The organism is Haloarcula limicola, from assembly GCF_010119205.1.
Taxonomy (GTDB): Archaea; Halobacteriota; Halobacteria; order Halobacteriales; family Haloarculaceae; genus Haloarcula; species Haloarcula limicola.
Genome location: NZ_WRXM01000001.1, coordinates 1,547,526 through 1,562,942 on the forward strand (window position 1 = coordinate 1,547,526; position 15,417 = coordinate 1,562,942).

Sequence of the window (15,417 nt, forward strand, 5' to 3'; positions counted from 1 at the left end):
ACAGCAGATTTTATAATGAGGGACGTGTTGGGTAGTGGCAATGACGCTTCGGACATCGTTGAACGATTACAAGCGCAACCGGGACCACGACCGGAAGTTCCCGGGCGAACTCCGCTCTACGACTGGCACTTTCTCTGGGCGCGGTGACCGTCTCGTCCACGTGAACGACGACGGCGCACTGCAGGACTACTCCTACCCGCTAAGCGGCCTCTCGGGCGTCGATAGGTCCCGCTTCGGCGTCGGCGGAGAGTGGTTCGACGCCGACGCCGACCAGCGGTACGACGACGCGGGCGTCGTCGAGACGGTCCACGACCGCGGGAAGTGGCAGGTCCACCAGCGAGACCTGACCCTCGGCCGCGCGCACGTCACCCAGTTCGAACTCGCCGGCGACGCTCCGACAGACGCCGACCTGCAGGCGTACGTCGGATTCGCACCCGACGGCCGCGAGGGACAGACCAGTCTCTTGGTCCACGAGAACGCCGTCGAGGCCTACCACCGCCGCGAGCACGACTACGTCGGCGCGTCGACAGCCATCGACGCCGCCCACGGACAGATCCCCGAGCGGTTCGACGAACTGGTCGGCGACGACCCCGTCGAGTTCCCGCGTCGAACCGACGAGGAGCGGTACGAGGACGCGGTGATGACCGGCGGCGTCCTCCTCACCGCGCCGTTCGAAGACGGAGTCGTCACCGTCGTCACGCTCCTGGCCGAACGAGGCGAGACGGACCGCGAGTCGGCGCTCTCGACCGTCGAAGCGGTCGTCGACGAGTACGGCGACGCCGACTCGCTTCGGACCGAGAGCGCCGCGGCGCGCGACTGGTCGCTCCCCGATTCGACGCCGCGACGCGAGACCGTCGTCTCCGACCTGCGCGTCGTCTCGCTGCTGTCGGCCGAGAACGGGGCCCGCATCGCCGGCCCGGACTTCGACCCCTTCTACGTCACCTCCGGCGGCTACGGCTACACGTGGTTCCGCGACGACAGCGAGATCTCGCGGTTCCTCCTCGACAGCGCGCGGACGCTCGGCGTCGACATCGACCACTGGCACCAGCGGTCCGCGGACTTCTACTGCCGGAGCCAACTCGACGACGGGAGCTGGCCCCACCGCGTCTGGCCCGGCGACGAGACGCTCGCGCCCGGATGGGCCAACGCCCGCCTCGAAACCGGCGCGGACACCGACTATCAGGCCGACCAGACCGGCAGTATCGTCGGCTTCCTCGCCACCTTCCTGCGGACCGGCGACCCCGACGACCCCGAGGGACTCGAACGGACTATCGAGGCCGCCGTCGACAGCCTCGACGACACGCTCGAGGACGACGGTCTCCCCATCGCCTGCCAGAACGCCTGGGAGAACATGCAGGGCCGGTTCGTCCACACCGCCGCCACCTTCCTCCACGCCTACGCCGCCGTCGCGCGCGCGCCGGTCTCGACGGAGCTTCGAGACCACGCCCGAGCGCAGGCCGACGCCGTCCTCGACGGCCTCAACGGCCTCTGGACGGGAGAGTTCTACGCGCTGCGGGAACACGAGGGCGAACTCGACGAGCGCCTCGACTCCGGGTCGCTCGCCCTGCCCGACGCGTTCCGGGAGTACGCCGCCGTCGCCGACCTCTCGGCGGCGACGCTCGACCGCCTCGTGACCCACGTCGAGGCGACGCTCGACGGCCTCGAACGCGAGACCGACGCCATCCGCGGCCTCGTCCGCTTCGAGGGCGACGACTGGCGCTGTCACGGACAGGCCGATGAGAAGGTCTGGACCGTCTCGACGGCGTGGGGGGCCAACGCGGCCGCCGAACTCGGCAGCCTCCTCGACGACGTCGACGACGACCGAGCCGCCGACGCGTACCGCCGGTCGCGGGACCTCCTGAACGAGATCCTCCCGGGCGGATCGCTCGTCCGAGCGAACGGCTATCTCCCCGAACAGTTGTTCGACGACGGGACGCCCGACTCCGCGACGCCGCTCGGGTGGCCCCACGCGCTCCGACTGGCGACCATCGCTCACCTGGAGGAGGCCGGCGAAGGGCGAGTCAGCACGCCGGAAGCCGCGGAGTAGCGAGGGTCTGAGCGCACGCGAGGACCCTCGGCGGAACGGCGACTGCAGGGAGCCGTGGAGTAGCGAGGGGCGCGCGACCACAGGGAGCGCGGCCCTCGAAAGCGACGCGGTGAGCGGTAGCGAGGCCGCGCCAGCGGCCTCGTTCAGTCGAGCGGGTAGCGCCCGCGAGACAGCGACCCGTGGGGCAGTAGCGAGGGTCTGAGCGCACGCGAAGAACCTCGGCGGAACGGGGAGGAACGACCCGTGGAGCAGTAGCGAGATCCCGTCACAGAGACTGACCTGAGAGCTAGATTTAAGCCGCCGGCAAGTGGTTCCCCGTCCGTATGAGTGGGGCGACGATACGCGGAACGATAGAGGGACTGGGCAGACGAGCGAATCCCGCGTTCGCGGCCGGGGTGGTGGCCGTCTCGATCGCGGCGCTGGCCGCCACGACAGTCGTGTCGATCCGTCAGCACACGTACGTCCACGTCATGGCGGGGGTCCTCTGGACCGGCACCGACATCTTCATCGGCGCGATCCTCGGGCCGGTCATCGGCGGTCTAGAGGAGGAACAGAGCGCCGCCGTCTTCGAGCGACTGACGCCCAAAACCGCCTTCTTCCTGCCGTCGATGGCGTTTCTCACCATCGCCTCGGGCATCGCGCTGGCGCTCCGACTGGAGATCTTCGCCCACTCGGGGCCGTGGCTCGCGCTGTTCACGGCGGCGAACGTAATCCCGATACTCCTGTTGCTCGGCTGGCGGCTGAACGCGTACGGGGACTGGCGCTGGCAGGTGCCGTTCGCCGTCGGTACCGTCGGCTCGCTGGCGTGGGTCGCCACCACTATCGGCGCGTTCCAGATGACCTCGCCGGCCATCGTCGTGGCGCTGGCGCTCGTCACCGTCCTCTCGGTGCAGGGCTTCGGCTTCTTGATGCCCGGCGAGGTCCGAATCTACAAAGAGATGGTGTCGGCCGCGCCGAACACGGGCGTCATCTCGGCGGTCGGTCAGCAAAACGCCATGCTCGGCGGCGTGCAGGGCCTCGTCCAACTGCTGCTCATCGCCGACATGGTGTACCTGCGCTGGGGCGGCTTTCCCGGGTTGCTGTAACCGTTCGAGAACCGCCCGCTACTCACTCACTCGCTCACTCGCTATCTGTCGGTGCGAACCGATGCCGGACGACGTCGTTGTCGTCGTCCCACTCGAACTCGTCGTGGACGCGAGCGAGCCGGTCGCGATAGGCGTCTAAGTCTGCGGAGCCCTCGCGCCGCGCGTCCTCGTCGGTCAGGTCGCCGAGCGTCCGCTCCGTCACGTCGGTCACTTCGTAAGTGGTCCCGTCTATATCGAACGTGTCGCCCTCGTCGGCGTAGCGGTGGCCGCGGTGCATCTGGGTGATCTCCCCGTCGGCGGCCATCCGCTGGACGTGCTCGTTGGGCAGGAGTTCGCCGGCGTCGATGTGTGCCATATCGGGCGTACGAACCGGCCGGTGAAAAACGTGGGTCGCAGTTATTTGGGGGGCCGCCTCACCAGTGTCCGCGCGCACCCCTCGCACGGCTGTCACCGATTGGACGCGTTTTTACGCGCTGGCCGTCTACGACGGCCCAATGAGCCATCCTTTCGAGAATCTCCCGACGACGCCGACCGCCGAGGAGGTCGTCGACAAGGCCTTCTCGCGGGCGACGCGGGCCGGCGGCGCGAAAGAGGGCGTCGAGGCCCAGCAGTCGATGCTGATGACCGCCTCGAACATCGTCTCGGACAACCTCCAGAACGTCGCCCAGTCGTGGCCGACGATCGACGAGTTGGACCCGTTCTACGTCGAACTGGCCGACGCCGTCGTCGGCGAGGCCTACCCGTCCGAGGACGACCCGGGCGTCGACGCCCTGAAACAGCACCTCTCCGAGGTCTCGTGGGCCGGGCGCAAGGCCAAGGAGATCCGACAGGAGTACGAGGGCCGGCTGGTCCGCGGCGACAAGGACACCGCCCGCAAGCTCCGCAAGCAGGCGTTCGCCCGCATCGCCGACGTGGTCGAGGAGGTCGAGGGCGACCTCGCGGCCGTCTCGACGGCCAGAGACGCGCTGAAGGGGCTGCCGGACATCCGCCCGGACGAGCCGGCCATCGTCGTCGCGGGCTACCCCAACGTCGGGAAGTCCTCGTTCGTCAACCGCGTCACGCGCGCGGACAACGAGATCGCTTCGTATCCGTTCACGACGACCCAGATCCGCGTCGGCCACTTCGAGGACCAGCGCATCCGCTATCAACTGGTGGACACGCCGGGCCTGCTCGACCGGCCGCCGGAGGAGCGCAACGAGATCGAGTCGCAGGCCGTCAGCGCGCTCGAACACCTCGCCGACGCCGTTCTCGTCCTCGTCGACCCGAGCGAGGAGTGCGGCTATCCGCTCGCCCAGCAACTCGAACTGCGAAACGATATTCAGAGCCGTTTCGACGTGCCGGTGCTCACCATCGCCAACAAGAGCGACCGCTCGACGGACGTGGAGGCCGACCACTACATGAGCGTCACCGAGGACGACAACGTCGAGGGCGTGTTGCAGGCGGCCGTCGACGCCGTCGGCTACGAACTGGAACTGCCGTTCGACGACGAGTAGCGAGCGGAGCGTCGGTCAGCCGAGGACCCCGAGCAGTCCGAGCGCCCACCGGACCATCTCTGAGGCCGCGAACAGCGCCCCTTCGAGGCGCGAGAGCACCCGCCCGGTCCACAGCGCCGCGACCATGACGACCGAGACGCCGACCAGCCACAGCAGCGTCGCCGTCGCCGTCCCGCTCGCCGCCAGCGGGCGGACGAGCGCCGCGACGCCGACGATTCCCGTGAGGTTGTAGACGTTGCTCCCGATGACGTTCCCGACGGAGACGCCGAGGCTCCCGCGCCGAATCGCCACCAGCGAGACGGCGAACTCCGGGGTCGACGTCCCGGCCGCGACGATGGTCCCGCCGATGACCCACTCGGAGATGCCCGCGCCGCGCGCCAGCGCCGACGCCGCCAGAACCATGTAGTCCCCGCTCACGAGCACCAGCGCCAGTCCGCCGAGCAACAGTAGGCCGTCCCGACCGCGGAACGTCACGCGCTCGGTGACGGCGCTCGTCACCGGGTCCCCCGACTGCTCCGTCCCCGTCTCGACCGACTGTTCGGCCCGGAGCAGGTACGCGGTGTAGGCGACGAACGCCCCGACCAGGACGACGCCCTCTATCCGCGTCACCGCCCCGTCGAGCAGGACGCCGACGCCGAGGAGGGTGCTCGCGAGCAGCGCCAGTCCGTCCCGTCTGACCAGCGACTCGGTGACCGGGAGCACTCGGAGGAGGGAGACGACGCCGAGGATGAACGCGAGGTTGTAGATGTTCGACCCGAGGACGTTCGCGACGGCGATGTCGCCCAGTCCCTTGAACGCGGCGTCGACCGAGACGGCCAGTTCCGGCGTGGACGTCCCCATCGCCACGATGGTCAACCCGATCGTGAGGTCAGACAGGCCGAACCGGCGAGCGAGTCGGACGACGGCGTCCACGAGGAACCGCGCGCCGACCCACAGCCCGAGGACCGACAGAACGATGACGGCGAGTTGGACGAGGGGGCCACCGGCTACCATGTGTGGATGCTACCACCGATGGCGGGAAGATGAAAATTTTGCTCGCGAGGTCTACGGGGCGACCGCGCCCCGTCGGTCCGCTCACCCGAGTTCGTAGGTCACCTGCACCGCCGCGTCGACGGTGACCGGACCGGGCGAGATGACGGTGCTCCCGCCGGCGCTCCCGGCGTCGGCGGTCGCCATCTCGGCGCGGACGACGTACCGGCCGCTGTCGCTCGTCTGGATGGCGGCGACGCCGTCGACGGAGCGACCCTCGGCGGCGGCGACGGTCTCGGCGTCAGTTCGCGCCCGGTCCATCGCGGTCGTCAGAGCTTCCTGTCGCGCGTCCTGTCGGGTCTGTTCGCTCAGGCCGTAGGTGATGCCCTCGACGCGGTCGGCACCGGCATCGACGGCAGTGTCGACGAGCGATCCGACCGCGTCGACGTCGCTCGTCTCGGCCTCGACGGTGTGGACGGCGACGTAGCCGACCTGTTCGCGGCCCGTCTCGGTCCGCTCGTATTCGGGGTGGATGCTGAAGCGCGCGGAGGTGACGTTCGCGCCCGCGTCTTCGAGCGCCCGCTGGACGGCGTCGGCGTCGCCGCTCAGGTTGTTCCGGGCGGCGGCGGCCGTCTCGCCGCGGCCGACGGCGGCGACGGTGACGGTCGCCCGGTCGGGCGCGCGCTCGACCGTCGCGTCCGCGCTGACGCTGACAGTTGCGTTCTCCGCCGACGGGACAGGTCCGCCGCTTGCGAGGGCGAACCCGACGCCGCCGGCCAGGAGAACGGCCAGTACACCTGCGACTGCGAGTGGTCTGGAGACCATACGCTATCGACGCGCTCTACCGTATTTATGTAATCGTACGTTCAAAACCGCGTTTGAGCGTCACGACGCGCTCTCGACGACGACGTACCGGACCGACGCCTCGACGTCGCGGCCCGCCGCGGCGTCGGCGGCGGCGTCGATGTCGTCGGCGAGCCCGGGGGGGTCGGCTCCCGGCGGGATCCCCACGGTCACGGTGACGCGGCGCGGCTTCTGGAAGATGACCGTGTTGGTCTGTTGGACGTCGACGGAGATGAGCTCGGCGGACGACGGTATCTCCGCTTCGACCTGCTGTCGTATCTCCTGATCGACGGTGGCTCGCTGATAGGAGTCGAGCGTCACGCCGCCGAGGAACGCCGACAGGACGAGGATCGCGACGACGAGGACGCCGATCCGTTTGACCGTCGCCGTTCGCGCCTCGTCCTGCTGGAACCATCGCTCGGGTCGGTAACCCTGATACCAGAGGCCGATGAGGGCGGCGAGGTTGATCGAGAGGACGTTCACCAGCAGGAGGACGCCGGACCCGAGACTGACGAGCGGCGCGGCCCACGCGATACCGATGCCCACCGCGGCGGCGGGCGGGATGAGCGCCACGGCGATCATGACGCCGACCATGGCTGTCGACACCCCGGAGGTGAGACTGAGGATGCCAGCCGCGCCGGAGCCGAGCGCGACGGCGAGCGAGAGGAAGTCCGGGGAGACGCGCTCGCGCACCTGATCGATCGCGGTGATGTCGGATATCGGCGGGATCAAGTTGGCCGTCCGGACGAAGTACGCGAAGATAGCTGCGCTGACGATAGAGAGGAGGAGGCCGACGACCTGCAGTTTCACGCCGCGCCGGAACATCTCGCGGTCGTCGACGACGGTGCCGACGTTCGCCGACAGGGCCGGGCCGATGAGCGGCGCGATGACCATCGATCCGACGATGACGGCCGCCGAGTTCAACAGGAGCCCGGCGGTGGCGACGACCGCGCTGATGACGGTCATCGTCGCGTAGACGGGGAAGGAGGGCGCGAGTCCGTTGGCCTTGGCCATCAGCTCCTCGCGGGCGATGCGGTCCTCGCTCTCCTCCTCGGCGTACTTCTCCTGCAGTTCGTCGAACTGACGGGAGATGACGGTGTTCGCCTCGACGACGACGGTGTACGTGTCCTCGTCGAGCCCCACCTCTCGCAGCGCCGCGAGGATCGGTTCGAGCGCTTCCGTCGGGATCGGAAACGAGACCACGGCCGCGATGTCCCGGTTGCTCGTCTCGTCGGAGACGACGTAGTCGATGCCCTCTCCGTCGAGGACGTCGAGGGCGGCTTCGAGTTTGCCCGTCGGGACCGTGAGTTGTACCAACCGCACGGCTATCGGTGAGAGGGCGGCGGGTAAAAACCCGCGTGGTCGATGCCCGAGCACCGTCGGCCCCGCCGCCCGATGCGGCAGCGATTGCCGACGACGGCCCCGCTTGCACCTAACGGCGGCCTTTTTCCCTCTCACCCCGGAGAGACGCGTATGGAAGTCTCCCCGGTCGAGGGGTTGCCGGAGGTCCGCCCCGGCGACGACGTGGCCGAACTCGTCGCGGAGCGGACGGACCTCCGAGACGGCGACGTCCTCTGTGTCGCGAGCACGATCGTCTCGAAGGCGGCGGGTCGGCAGGCGGACCTCGCCGACTTCACGGCGAGCGAGCGAGCGGAGCGGATCGCCGAGCGAATCGGAGCCATAACCGGCGAGGAGAAGGACCCCCGGTTCGCGCAGGCGGTCATCGAGGAGAGCGAGGAACTCGTCACCGACGCGCCGTTCATCCTCGCGGTCACGCGCTTCGGCCATATCACGGTCAACGCGGGCATCGACCGCTCGAACGTGCCCGACGCCGATCTGCTCCTCCTACCGGAGGACCCGACCGAGGAAGCCGAAGCGATTCGCGCGGGCATCCGCGAGCGAACGGGGGCGGACGTGGCGGTCGTCGTCACGGACACCTCCGGTCGGCCGTTCCGCCACGGCCAGCGCGGGGTCGCGCTGGGCTGGGCGGGCATCCCCGCGGCCCGCGACTGGCGCGGCGAGCGCGACCGCGACGGTCGCGAACTCGGCGTGACGGTCCAGGCCGTCGTCGACGAACTCGCGGCCGCGGGCAACCTCGTCACCGGCGAGGGCGGCGGCGGCACGCCGGTCGCGCTGGTCCGCGGCTTCGACTTCGGCGACCACGGCGAGAGCGACGCCCTCTACCGCCCGCCGGAGAGCGACATCGTTCGAGACGCACTCAGAGAGTGGTCACATGAACGCGATTGAACTCACCCCGGAACACCCGGTCGCACAGCTCTCGGACCTCGCCGTCGAGGCCGAGAAACAGGACTTCGACGCCGTCTTCGTCAGCCATCACTACAACAACCGCGACCAGTTCATGGCCCTCGCGGAGATGGCGACACGGACCGAGGAGGTCCTACTCGGGCCGGGAATCGCCAATCCCTACGAGACCCACCCGGTGACGCTGGCCTCGCGGGCCGGTACCCTCTCCGAGATGAGCGACGGCCGCGCCGTCTTCGGCGTCGGTCCCGGCGATAGATCCACGATTCGAAATCTCGGCTTCGACCACGAGAACGCCCTGCGACGCGTCTTGGAGACGATGAAGGTCGCCGAGCGACTGTGGGACGGCGAGCGCGTCGATCACGACGGGACCTTCGAGGCGGTCGACGCGGGTCTCAACTACGAGGTCGGCGACGAGATCCCGACGTACGTCGGCGCACAGGGGCCACACATGACGCGGATGGCCGCGAAACACGCCGACGGCGCGCTCTACAACGGCGCGCACCCGAAGGACCTCGCGTGGGCGCGAGAACAGGCCGAGGAGATGGCCGACGAGCGCGTGCCCGACACCGACTTCGACCTCGCGGCCTACGCCAGCGTCTCGGTCGCCGAGGACGAAGACGCCGCCCGCGAGGCCGCCCGGCCGCCGGTGGCGTTCGTCGCGGCGGGGTCGCCGCCGCCGGTGTTGGACCGCCACGGCATCGACCGCGACGTCGCCGCGGACGTCGGCGACGCCATCTCGGCCGGCGAGTTCGAACGGGCCTTCGGGCTGGTCACGGAGCCGATGCTCTCGGCGTTCTGTATCACCGGTACGCCCGAGGACGTGGCCGAGCGGGTCGAGGCGCTGCGGGAACACGCCGACAGCGTCGTCTTCGCATCGCCGCTCGGTCCCGATATCGAGGACGCTATCTCTCTGCTCGGGGCGGCGACCGACCGCTCCCCGGACGCATGAACAGCGAGACGACCGCGCCCAGCGAGAGGTAACCGAAGACCGCCGAGGCGACGCCGACCAGTAGCGCGCCGACGACGATGAGAACTGCGGAGAGGGGGTCTGACATCGCGATCGTGACGAACTCGCCCGGTGCGTCGAGGATGCTCTGAACGAGCTGTGAGAGGAGCCCTTGCATGCCCGGGCGTTGGCGGTGCCCCCACTTTGCGTTTCCGTTCGCGGCGACGCTCCGAACAGCTATTTGGCGCTCCCGTCCGGAGTGACTGCCATGAGCGAAGACACCTCGCTGGACCAGTTCCTCGGCGATGGGGACGACGACGCAGAGGCGGGAGAGAGCGAAGCGGTGACGAACGCCGAGTCGGAGGCGCGCACAGACGGGGCCGACGGCACCGCCGAAGCCGAGAGCGGTGAGGAAGTGGCGGCGGCGACGACCACCTACGCGTGGTCGGGCGAGGGCGCGGCGTGCGGTGCGTGTGGCGAGACCGTCGAGCGCCGCTGGCAACAGGACGGATCGCTCGTCTGTTCTGACTGCAAGGAGTGGGACCGCTCCTGACCGGCCGTGTGGGAAAGGTCCCCATCCAGCAACGTTACGTGTACGCACGCCTAACACGTAGCTACATCGGAACTGCGCACGGTGCGGACGAGCGACGGGCGAACGGACTCACTCGTCGCGGGGTGGCACGCTCTCCGCCGCGCGGTCGGGTGTTCGCCGCGCAGCATCTCCACACATGACAGACACGGACACAACACGCGGCCAACAGTCGGACAGTGCGCTCCGCGACGCGAGTCGCGTCGCGACACAGGTAATCAAGAACGTCGAGGAGGTCATCGTCGGCCACCACGACGAGATCGAACACATCGTGACGGCGCTGCTCGGCCGGGGGCACATCTTATTGGAGGACGTCCCCGGCGTCGGCAAGACGATGCTGGCGCGGTCGGTCGCGGCCTCCTTCGACGGCGAGTTCAAGCGCGTGCAGTTCACGCCCGACCTGCTGCCGACGGACGTCACCGGCGTCAACGTCTACAATCAGAAGACACAGGAGTTCGAGTTCCGCCGCGGCCCCATCTTCGCCAACGTCGTGCTGGGCGACGAGATCAACCGCGCGCCGCCGAAGACCCAGTCCGCCCTCTTAGAAGCGATGGAGGAGGGACAGGTTTCGGTCGACGGGACGACCTACGCCGTCCCCCAACCGTTCACCGTCATCGCCACGCAGAACACGGTCGAGCAGAACAAGGCCTACGACCTGCCGATGGCCGAACTCGACCGGTTCATGACGAAGCTCCACCTCGGCTATCCCGACGAGGACGAGGAGACGGCGATGCTCGGCTCGGTCGTCGGCAACCACCCCATCGACGAGCTGTCGCCCGTGGCGACGCTCGCGGACCTCCAGGCCGCCCGCGACACCGTCGCCGACGTGACGGTCGAGGAGGCGATCCGGTCGTACGCGACCCGCCTCGCGCGCTACACCCGAGAGAACGCCCAGCTCGGCGTCAGCCCGCGCGGGAGCATCTCGCTGCTTCGGGCGGCACAGGCCCGCGCCGTCCTGAACGGGCGGACCTACGTCGTCCCCGACGACGTTCAACAGGAAGCGCCGGTCGTCCTCCCCCATCGGATCCGGACCGACAGCAGCGAGCAGACCGCCGAGGCGCTCGTCGCGACGGCGCTCGATACAGTCGACGTCGAATGAGACCGACACGTCGCGGCGTCGGCGTCCTCCTCGTCGCCGCCGCCGCCGTGGCCGTCGCCTCCCGATTCGGTCAGCAGGCGCTGGGTGCGGTCGCCGGCCCGCTGCTCGTGGGGTTCGTCGTGGCCGTCGGACAGGTGTACTTCGCGGGCACGCCGACCGTCGAGCGGTCCGCGCCGCGGCGTGGCTTCCCCGGCGAGCACCGAACCGTCGAGCTCACTGTCGAAGGGAGCGGCGTCGCCCGTCTCACCGACCGCCTCTCCGAGGGGCTCGGCGGCGATAGCACGGCTCGTCGCTCGCTCCCGGCGACCGTCAGATACGACGTGAGCTACGACCGGCGGGGCGAACACCGCCTTGGCCCGGTCGACGTGGCCCTGACCGACGCGCTGGGGCTCGTCGTCTCGAAGACGACGGTCGACGCGACCGGCGACGTGCTCGTCTACCCGTCAGTGTATCGGGTCGGCGGTCCGGACACCTTCGTCCAGACGCTCGTCCCCGAGACCGAGGACCGACAGGCCTTCGACCGCCTGCGCGAGTACGTCCCCGGCGACTCCCTGCGCGACGTCCACTGGAAGTCCAGCGCCAAGCGCGACGACCTGCTCGTCAAGGAGTTCGCCGACCAGCGCAGCGACCGCGGCCTGCTCGTCGTCGCGGAGGCCGACGACGGGCACGACGACGAGATGGCCGCCGCCGCCGCGACCGTCGCGATGGGCGCACTGGAGACCGGACTGGCCGTCGAACTGACCGTCCCCGGTGGGACCGTCGGGAGCGGCTACGGCGACACCCACCGGACGCGGCTGCTGGAACTGCTCGCTCGTACCCCGGCCGGCGAGACGGGCCGGGCCGACGACGCTGACGTGTTGGTGACCGCGGACGAGGGCGGCGTCACCGTCACCGTCGAGGGGCACCGACAGACCTTCGAGGACGTGACGACCAGTCGCGACAATCCCCTCGCCGGGGAGGTGGGGGCGTGAGCGGCGTCACCGGCCGACTCCGCGGGGCGCTCCCGTGGAGCGAGACGCGGGTGCTCGCGCTGCTCGCCGTCGCGCTCGCGCTCGGCGCGCCGCTGCGGACGATGTACCATCTCATCGACGTGGTCGGCGATCCGACGCTGTTCCTCGCCGTCAGCGCCGTCTCGCTGGTGGCGGCGGCCCTGTTGGCGCGCTTCCTGCCGCCGGTCGTGGCACTCGTCATCGGCGCGGTGCTGTTCGCGGCGGGACTGGCGTGGTACATCACGAACCTCACGACGGACCCCGCCATCGCCGACTTGCTCCGGGACACCGCGGCGCTGCTCTCCGGGCGGCGGCTGCTCCAGATCGCCAACGTCCGCCTGTGGGTCATCTCCTTCGCCCCCGCCCCGGTGTTCCTCACGACGTATTTCGCGCTCCGGCGCTGGTACGTCACCGCGGTGCTGGCCGCCGGCACGACGCTCACGTTCTTCGTCCTGACCACCGACGCCGGCGTCGTGACGACGCTGCTCGGCGTCGTCGGCGCGTTCGCCGCCATCGGCTTCGGCAACCTCGATACGCTCTCGCCGCCGGACGAGACGATTCCACCGGAGTCGGCGGCCACCGACTCGGCGTCCGACGGAGAGACAGCGACGACGACAGCCGACGACGCCGGTATCGACTCGGGCCGGCGGGCGGTCCTCGAACAGTTAGCCGCCATCATCGTCCTCCCGGCGATCCTCTCGCGCGCGCCCTCCGTCTCGGGGAGCGCCCTCTCCTTCACCGACGAGAGCGGCACGACCGTCGAGGGCAGCCTCATCGACGCCGACGAGTCGCTGACGGTGCAGGGCGATATCTCGCTGACGCCGACGGTCCGATTCACCGTCGAGAGCGAGGAGCCGCGCTACTGGCGCGTCGCCGCCTACGACCGCTATACCGGCGACGGCTGGGTCCGCACCGGGAACGCGAGCCCCTACAACGGCAACCGCCTCACCGGTCCGCCCGGCGACAGCCGCCCGCTGCGCCAGTCCTTCGAAGCCGAGTCGGCCGTCGGCACCGTCCCGGCGGCGTGGAAGCCGATCCGCTACGACGGGGAGGTCGACGTGGAACTGACGACCCACCGCGGGTTCCAGCCGATCGGGCAGCTCACGGCGGGCGACAGCTACGAGGTCACGAGCGAACTCGTCGTCGCCACGCCGCGGCAGTTGCGCGACGCCGGCGAGGACTACCCCGACCGAATCACGCGGCGCTACCTCCAACTGCCCGATAGCACGCCCGACCGGGTCCGCGAGACGACGACGACGCTGACCGCCAACGCGGAGAACCCCTACGAGACGGCGCTGGTCGTCGAGCGCTGGCTCCAGAACGAGCGGGAGTACTCCCTGGAAGTCGACAAGCCCGACTACAACGTCGCCGACCGCTTCCTCCACGAGATGGACCGCGGCTACTGCGTCTACTTCGCCACGACGATGGCGGTGATGCTGCGGACGCAGGGCATCCCCGCCCGGTTCACCGTCGGCTACACCTCCGGCGAACGGGTCGACGAGAACCGCTGGGTGGTCCGCGGGCTCAACTCCCACGCGTGGGTCGAGGCGTACTTCCCCGACCACGGCTGGATCCAGTTCGACCCGACGCCGAGCGGGCCGCGCGAGACGGCCCGACAGGACCGCATCGAGGAGGCCCGCTCACAGGGTGACGACTCGGCAGACACCGACGAGACGGGCGGCGAAAGCGAGTTCACGCCGACGCCGACGGCCACGCCGCCGCCGCTGACCGAGACTCCCGAGGGGAACGAGACGCCGACACCGACGCCGAACGGCACCGACGAAGCGGACGACACGCCGACGCCGCGGAACGGTGCTGGTGGCGGCACCGACGGCGACGACGGCGGCACGACGCTACCGGAACTCCCCTCGCGCGAGGAGGCCGCACTCGGCCTCGTCGCCCTATTGGGGACGGCCGCCGGCCTCCGCCGCGCCGGCGTGACCGACCGCGTCTCGCGGGCGATCTGGCTCCGCTACCAACGGCGCGAGGACCCCGAGACCGACGTCGAACGCGCGTTCCAGCGCGTGATGGCCGTCCTCGCCGACGAACATCGGCCTCGCGAGCGCGGCGAGACGGTCCGAGCGTACCTCGATGCCATCGAGGCCGACGCGGACGCTCGCCGAATCGCGACGCTGCGAGAACGGCTCCGCTACGGCGGCGAGATCTCCGAGGCGGCCGCCGACGAAGCGGTCGAAATCGCGGACAGCGTGGTCGAAAACCGGTAGGCGCGGCTTTCGCCCGACAGTGTTTAATACGAAGGTTTCGTACGGGCCGGTGTAATGTCGGAAGTCTGCTCGACGTGCGGGCTGCCTGAGGAGCTCTGCGTCTGCGAAGACGTCGCCAAAGAGTCTCAGCAGATCAACATCCGCATCGACGAGCGCCGTTACGGGAAGGAGGTAACGATCATCGAAGGGTTCGACCCCAAAGACGTGGACATGGACTCGCTGTCTTCGGACCTCAAGTCCAAGTTCGCCTGCGGGGGGACGGTCGAAGACGGCCAGATCGAGCTCCAGGGCAACCACACCGGTCGCGTCGAGGACTTCCTCCGCGACAAAGGCTTCAACGTCGCCTGACCTCCTGATCGTCGGAACGGTTCTGCGGTAGCTGGTTTTCGAGTGGCTACGACGTCGCTGTCCTCGCCCGAGGACTAATCAGCCCGTGTCGGGCCGCCGTCGGCGGCGGATCGTGAACTCCCCGTCTTCGAGTTCGATGTCGACTTCCCCGAGCGCCGACCGGTACCGAGTACACTCGCCGGCGCGTCCGTCGGAACCGAGTTCCGACGTCAGGAGGTCGTACTCGGTCAGCGTCTCGATCCGTCTGTAGATGGTCGGGAGCGACGCGTCACACTCCGCCTCCAGTTCGTAGGGGGTCATCGGCTCGGTGCTCGTGAGCCGAAGGATCTGGCGGACGTACTCGTTTCCCAAGAGATCGAGAATCGAGTTGGCAGTCGCTCGCTCACACATGAACTATCGAGTTGACAACTCTCGTTGTAAAGGAGTTTGCGGTTTCGGTAGTCGGCCGGATAAGTATTCAATAGCTGATACTACGTTATCGATGAATGATAATCAACATAATTATTACACGACGTGGGG

Annotated in this window: 16 protein-coding genes; 10 read left to right on the forward strand and 6 right to left on the reverse strand. The window is 69.1% G+C overall.

Features of this window, described 5'->3' with window-relative positions; all coding sequences use genetic code 11:
• Positions 1-40: 40 nt before the first annotated feature.
• Both GO488_RS07920 and GO488_RS07925 read left to right on the forward strand, forming a co-directional pair.
• Positions 41-2,047, forward strand: a complete 2,007-nt coding sequence (locus tag GO488_RS07920; RefSeq protein WP_162317227.1) for a DUF7997 domain-containing protein — start codon at positions 41-43, stop codon at positions 2,045-2,047.
• A 359-nt stretch (positions 2,048-2,406) separates the two neighbouring features.
• Entirely contained in the window at positions 2,407-3,132 is a 726-nt protein-coding gene (locus tag GO488_RS07925) for a hypothetical protein (protein WP_162317574.1), read from the forward strand.
• A 34-nt stretch (positions 3,133-3,166) separates the two neighbouring features.
• Here the strand turns inward: GO488_RS07925 and GO488_RS07930 are convergent, their stop codons facing one another.
• Positions 3,167-3,487, reverse strand: coding sequence for an ASCH domain-containing protein (locus tag GO488_RS07930; protein WP_162317228.1), 321 nt, complete (start codon positions 3,485-3,487; stop codon positions 3,167-3,169).
• Positions 3,488-3,626: 139 nt separating this feature from the next.
• Here GO488_RS07930 and GO488_RS07935 point away from each other — a divergent pair, with 139 nt between their 5' ends.
• Positions 3,627-4,625, forward strand: a complete 999-nt coding sequence (locus GO488_RS07935) for an NOG1 family protein (RefSeq protein WP_162317229.1) — start codon at positions 3,627-3,629, stop codon at positions 4,623-4,625.
• Positions 4,626-4,640: 15 nt separating this feature from the next.
• Here GO488_RS07935 and GO488_RS07940 read toward each other — a convergent pair whose 3' ends face one another.
• The 3 genes from GO488_RS07940 to GO488_RS07950 all read right to left on the reverse strand — a co-directional run bounded on the left by GO488_RS07940 (position 4,641) and on the right by GO488_RS07950 (position 7,760).
• Positions 4,641-5,618: a calcium/sodium antiporter gene (locus GO488_RS07940; protein WP_162317230.1), complete on the reverse strand. Its 978-nt coding sequence runs from the start codon at positions 5,616-5,618 to the stop codon at positions 4,641-4,643.
• Positions 5,619-5,699: 81 nt separating this feature from the next.
• Positions 5,700-6,419, reverse strand: a complete 720-nt coding sequence (locus GO488_RS07945; RefSeq protein WP_162317231.1) for an SIMPL domain-containing protein — start codon at positions 6,417-6,419, stop codon at positions 5,700-5,702.
• A gap of 60 nt (positions 6,420-6,479) precedes the next feature.
• Complete coding sequence (locus GO488_RS07950) at positions 6,480-7,760, reverse strand: TIGR00341 family protein (RefSeq protein WP_162317232.1); 1,281 nt, start codon at positions 7,758-7,760, stop codon at positions 6,480-6,482.
• Positions 7,761-7,910: 150 nt separating this feature from the next.
• On the opposite strand from GO488_RS07950, the gene GO488_RS07955 reads away from it, so the two are divergent.
• Complete coding sequence (locus GO488_RS07955) at positions 7,911-8,684, forward strand: coenzyme F420-0:L-glutamate ligase (RefSeq protein WP_162317233.1); 774 nt, start codon at positions 7,911-7,913, stop codon at positions 8,682-8,684.
• A complete protein-coding gene (locus GO488_RS07960) occupies positions 8,671-9,651 on the forward strand; it encodes a 5,10-methylenetetrahydromethanopterin reductase (protein WP_162317234.1) in 981 nt (326 codons plus the stop codon). The genes GO488_RS07955 and GO488_RS07960 overlap by 14 nt, the downstream gene beginning before the upstream one ends.
• Here the strand turns inward: GO488_RS07960 and GO488_RS07965 are convergent.
• Entirely contained in the window at positions 9,605-9,826 is a 222-nt protein-coding gene (locus tag GO488_RS07965; RefSeq protein ID WP_162317235.1) for a DUF8024 family protein, read from the reverse strand. The two genes, GO488_RS07960 and GO488_RS07965, sit on opposite strands and share 47 nt — an antisense overlap.
• Positions 9,827-9,916: 90 nt before the next feature.
• On the opposite strand from GO488_RS07965, the gene GO488_RS07970 reads away from it, so the two are divergent.
• The 5 genes from GO488_RS07970 (at position 9,917) to yciH (ending at position 14,898) form a co-directional block, all read left to right on the forward strand.
• Positions 9,917-10,201 (forward strand): DUF7573 domain-containing protein, encoded by a 285-nt coding sequence (locus GO488_RS07970; protein WP_162317236.1) that lies wholly within the window; start codon positions 9,917-9,919, stop codon positions 10,199-10,201.
• Positions 10,202-10,376: 175 nt separating this feature from the next.
• Positions 10,377-11,336, forward strand: a complete 960-nt coding sequence (locus GO488_RS07975) for an AAA family ATPase (protein WP_162317237.1) — start codon at positions 10,377-10,379, stop codon at positions 11,334-11,336.
• Positions 11,333-12,307: a DUF58 domain-containing protein gene (locus GO488_RS07980; RefSeq protein ID WP_162317238.1), complete on the forward strand. Its 975-nt coding sequence runs from the start codon at positions 11,333-11,335 to the stop codon at positions 12,305-12,307. The genes GO488_RS07975 and GO488_RS07980 overlap by 4 nt, the downstream gene beginning before the upstream one ends.
• Positions 12,304-14,550, forward strand: a complete 2,247-nt coding sequence (locus tag GO488_RS07985) for a transglutaminase TgpA family protein (RefSeq protein ID WP_241692910.1) — start codon at positions 12,304-12,306, stop codon at positions 14,548-14,550. The genes GO488_RS07980 and GO488_RS07985 overlap by 4 nt, the downstream gene beginning before the upstream one ends.
• Before the next feature lie 54 nt (positions 14,551-14,604).
• Positions 14,605-14,898 carry a stress response translation initiation inhibitor YciH gene (gene yciH / locus GO488_RS07990; RefSeq protein WP_135305337.1) on the forward strand — a complete coding sequence of 98 codons (294 nt, stop codon included), beginning with the start codon at positions 14,605-14,607 and terminating at the stop codon, positions 14,896-14,898.
• 78 nt (positions 14,899-14,976) lie between these two features.
• On the opposite strand, the gene GO488_RS07995 is transcribed toward yciH, so the two are convergent.
• On the reverse strand, positions 14,977-15,288 hold the full coding sequence (locus GO488_RS07995; RefSeq protein ID WP_162317239.1) for an ArsR/SmtB family transcription factor: 312 nt from the start codon (positions 15,286-15,288) through the stop codon (positions 14,977-14,979).
• Positions 15,289-15,417: the final 129 nt, after the last annotated feature.

Excerpts from the sequence above, each read along its gene's own strand:
- GO488_RS07920 (WP_162317227.1), top strand. The coding sequence starts at position 41 with ATGACGCTTCGGACATCGTTGAACGATTACAAGCGCAACCGGGACCAC.
- GO488_RS07930 (WP_162317228.1), bottom strand. The coding sequence starts at position 3,487 with ATGGCACACATCGACGCCGGCGAACTCCTGCCCAACGAGCACGTCCAG.
- GO488_RS07935 (WP_162317229.1), top strand. The coding sequence starts at position 3,627 with ATGAGCCATCCTTTCGAGAATCTCCCGACGACGCCGACCGCCGAGGAG.
- GO488_RS07940 (WP_162317230.1), bottom strand. The coding sequence starts at position 5,618 with ATGGTAGCCGGTGGCCCCCTCGTCCAACTCGCCGTCATCGTTCTGTCG.
- GO488_RS07945 (WP_162317231.1), bottom strand. The coding sequence starts at position 6,419 with ATGGTCTCCAGACCACTCGCAGTCGCAGGTGTACTGGCCGTTCTCCTG.
- GO488_RS07955 (WP_162317233.1), top strand. The coding sequence starts at position 7,911 with ATGGAAGTCTCCCCGGTCGAGGGGTTGCCGGAGGTCCGCCCCGGCGAC.
- GO488_RS07960 (WP_162317234.1), top strand. The coding sequence starts at position 8,671 with ATGAACGCGATTGAACTCACCCCGGAACACCCGGTCGCACAGCTCTCG.
- GO488_RS07965 (WP_162317235.1), bottom strand. The coding sequence starts at position 9,826 with ATGCAAGGGCTCCTCTCACAGCTCGTTCAGAGCATCCTCGACGCACCG.
- GO488_RS07970 (WP_162317236.1), top strand. The coding sequence starts at position 9,917 with ATGAGCGAAGACACCTCGCTGGACCAGTTCCTCGGCGATGGGGACGAC.
- GO488_RS07975 (WP_162317237.1), top strand. The coding sequence starts at position 10,377 with ATGACAGACACGGACACAACACGCGGCCAACAGTCGGACAGTGCGCTC.
- GO488_RS07980 (WP_162317238.1), top strand. The coding sequence starts at position 11,333 with ATGAGACCGACACGTCGCGGCGTCGGCGTCCTCCTCGTCGCCGCCGCC.
- yciH (WP_135305337.1), top strand. The coding sequence starts at position 14,605 with ATGTCGGAAGTCTGCTCGACGTGCGGGCTGCCTGAGGAGCTCTGCGTC.
- GO488_RS07995 (WP_162317239.1), bottom strand. The coding sequence starts at position 15,288 with ATGTGTGAGCGAGCGACTGCCAACTCGATTCTCGATCTCTTGGGAAAC.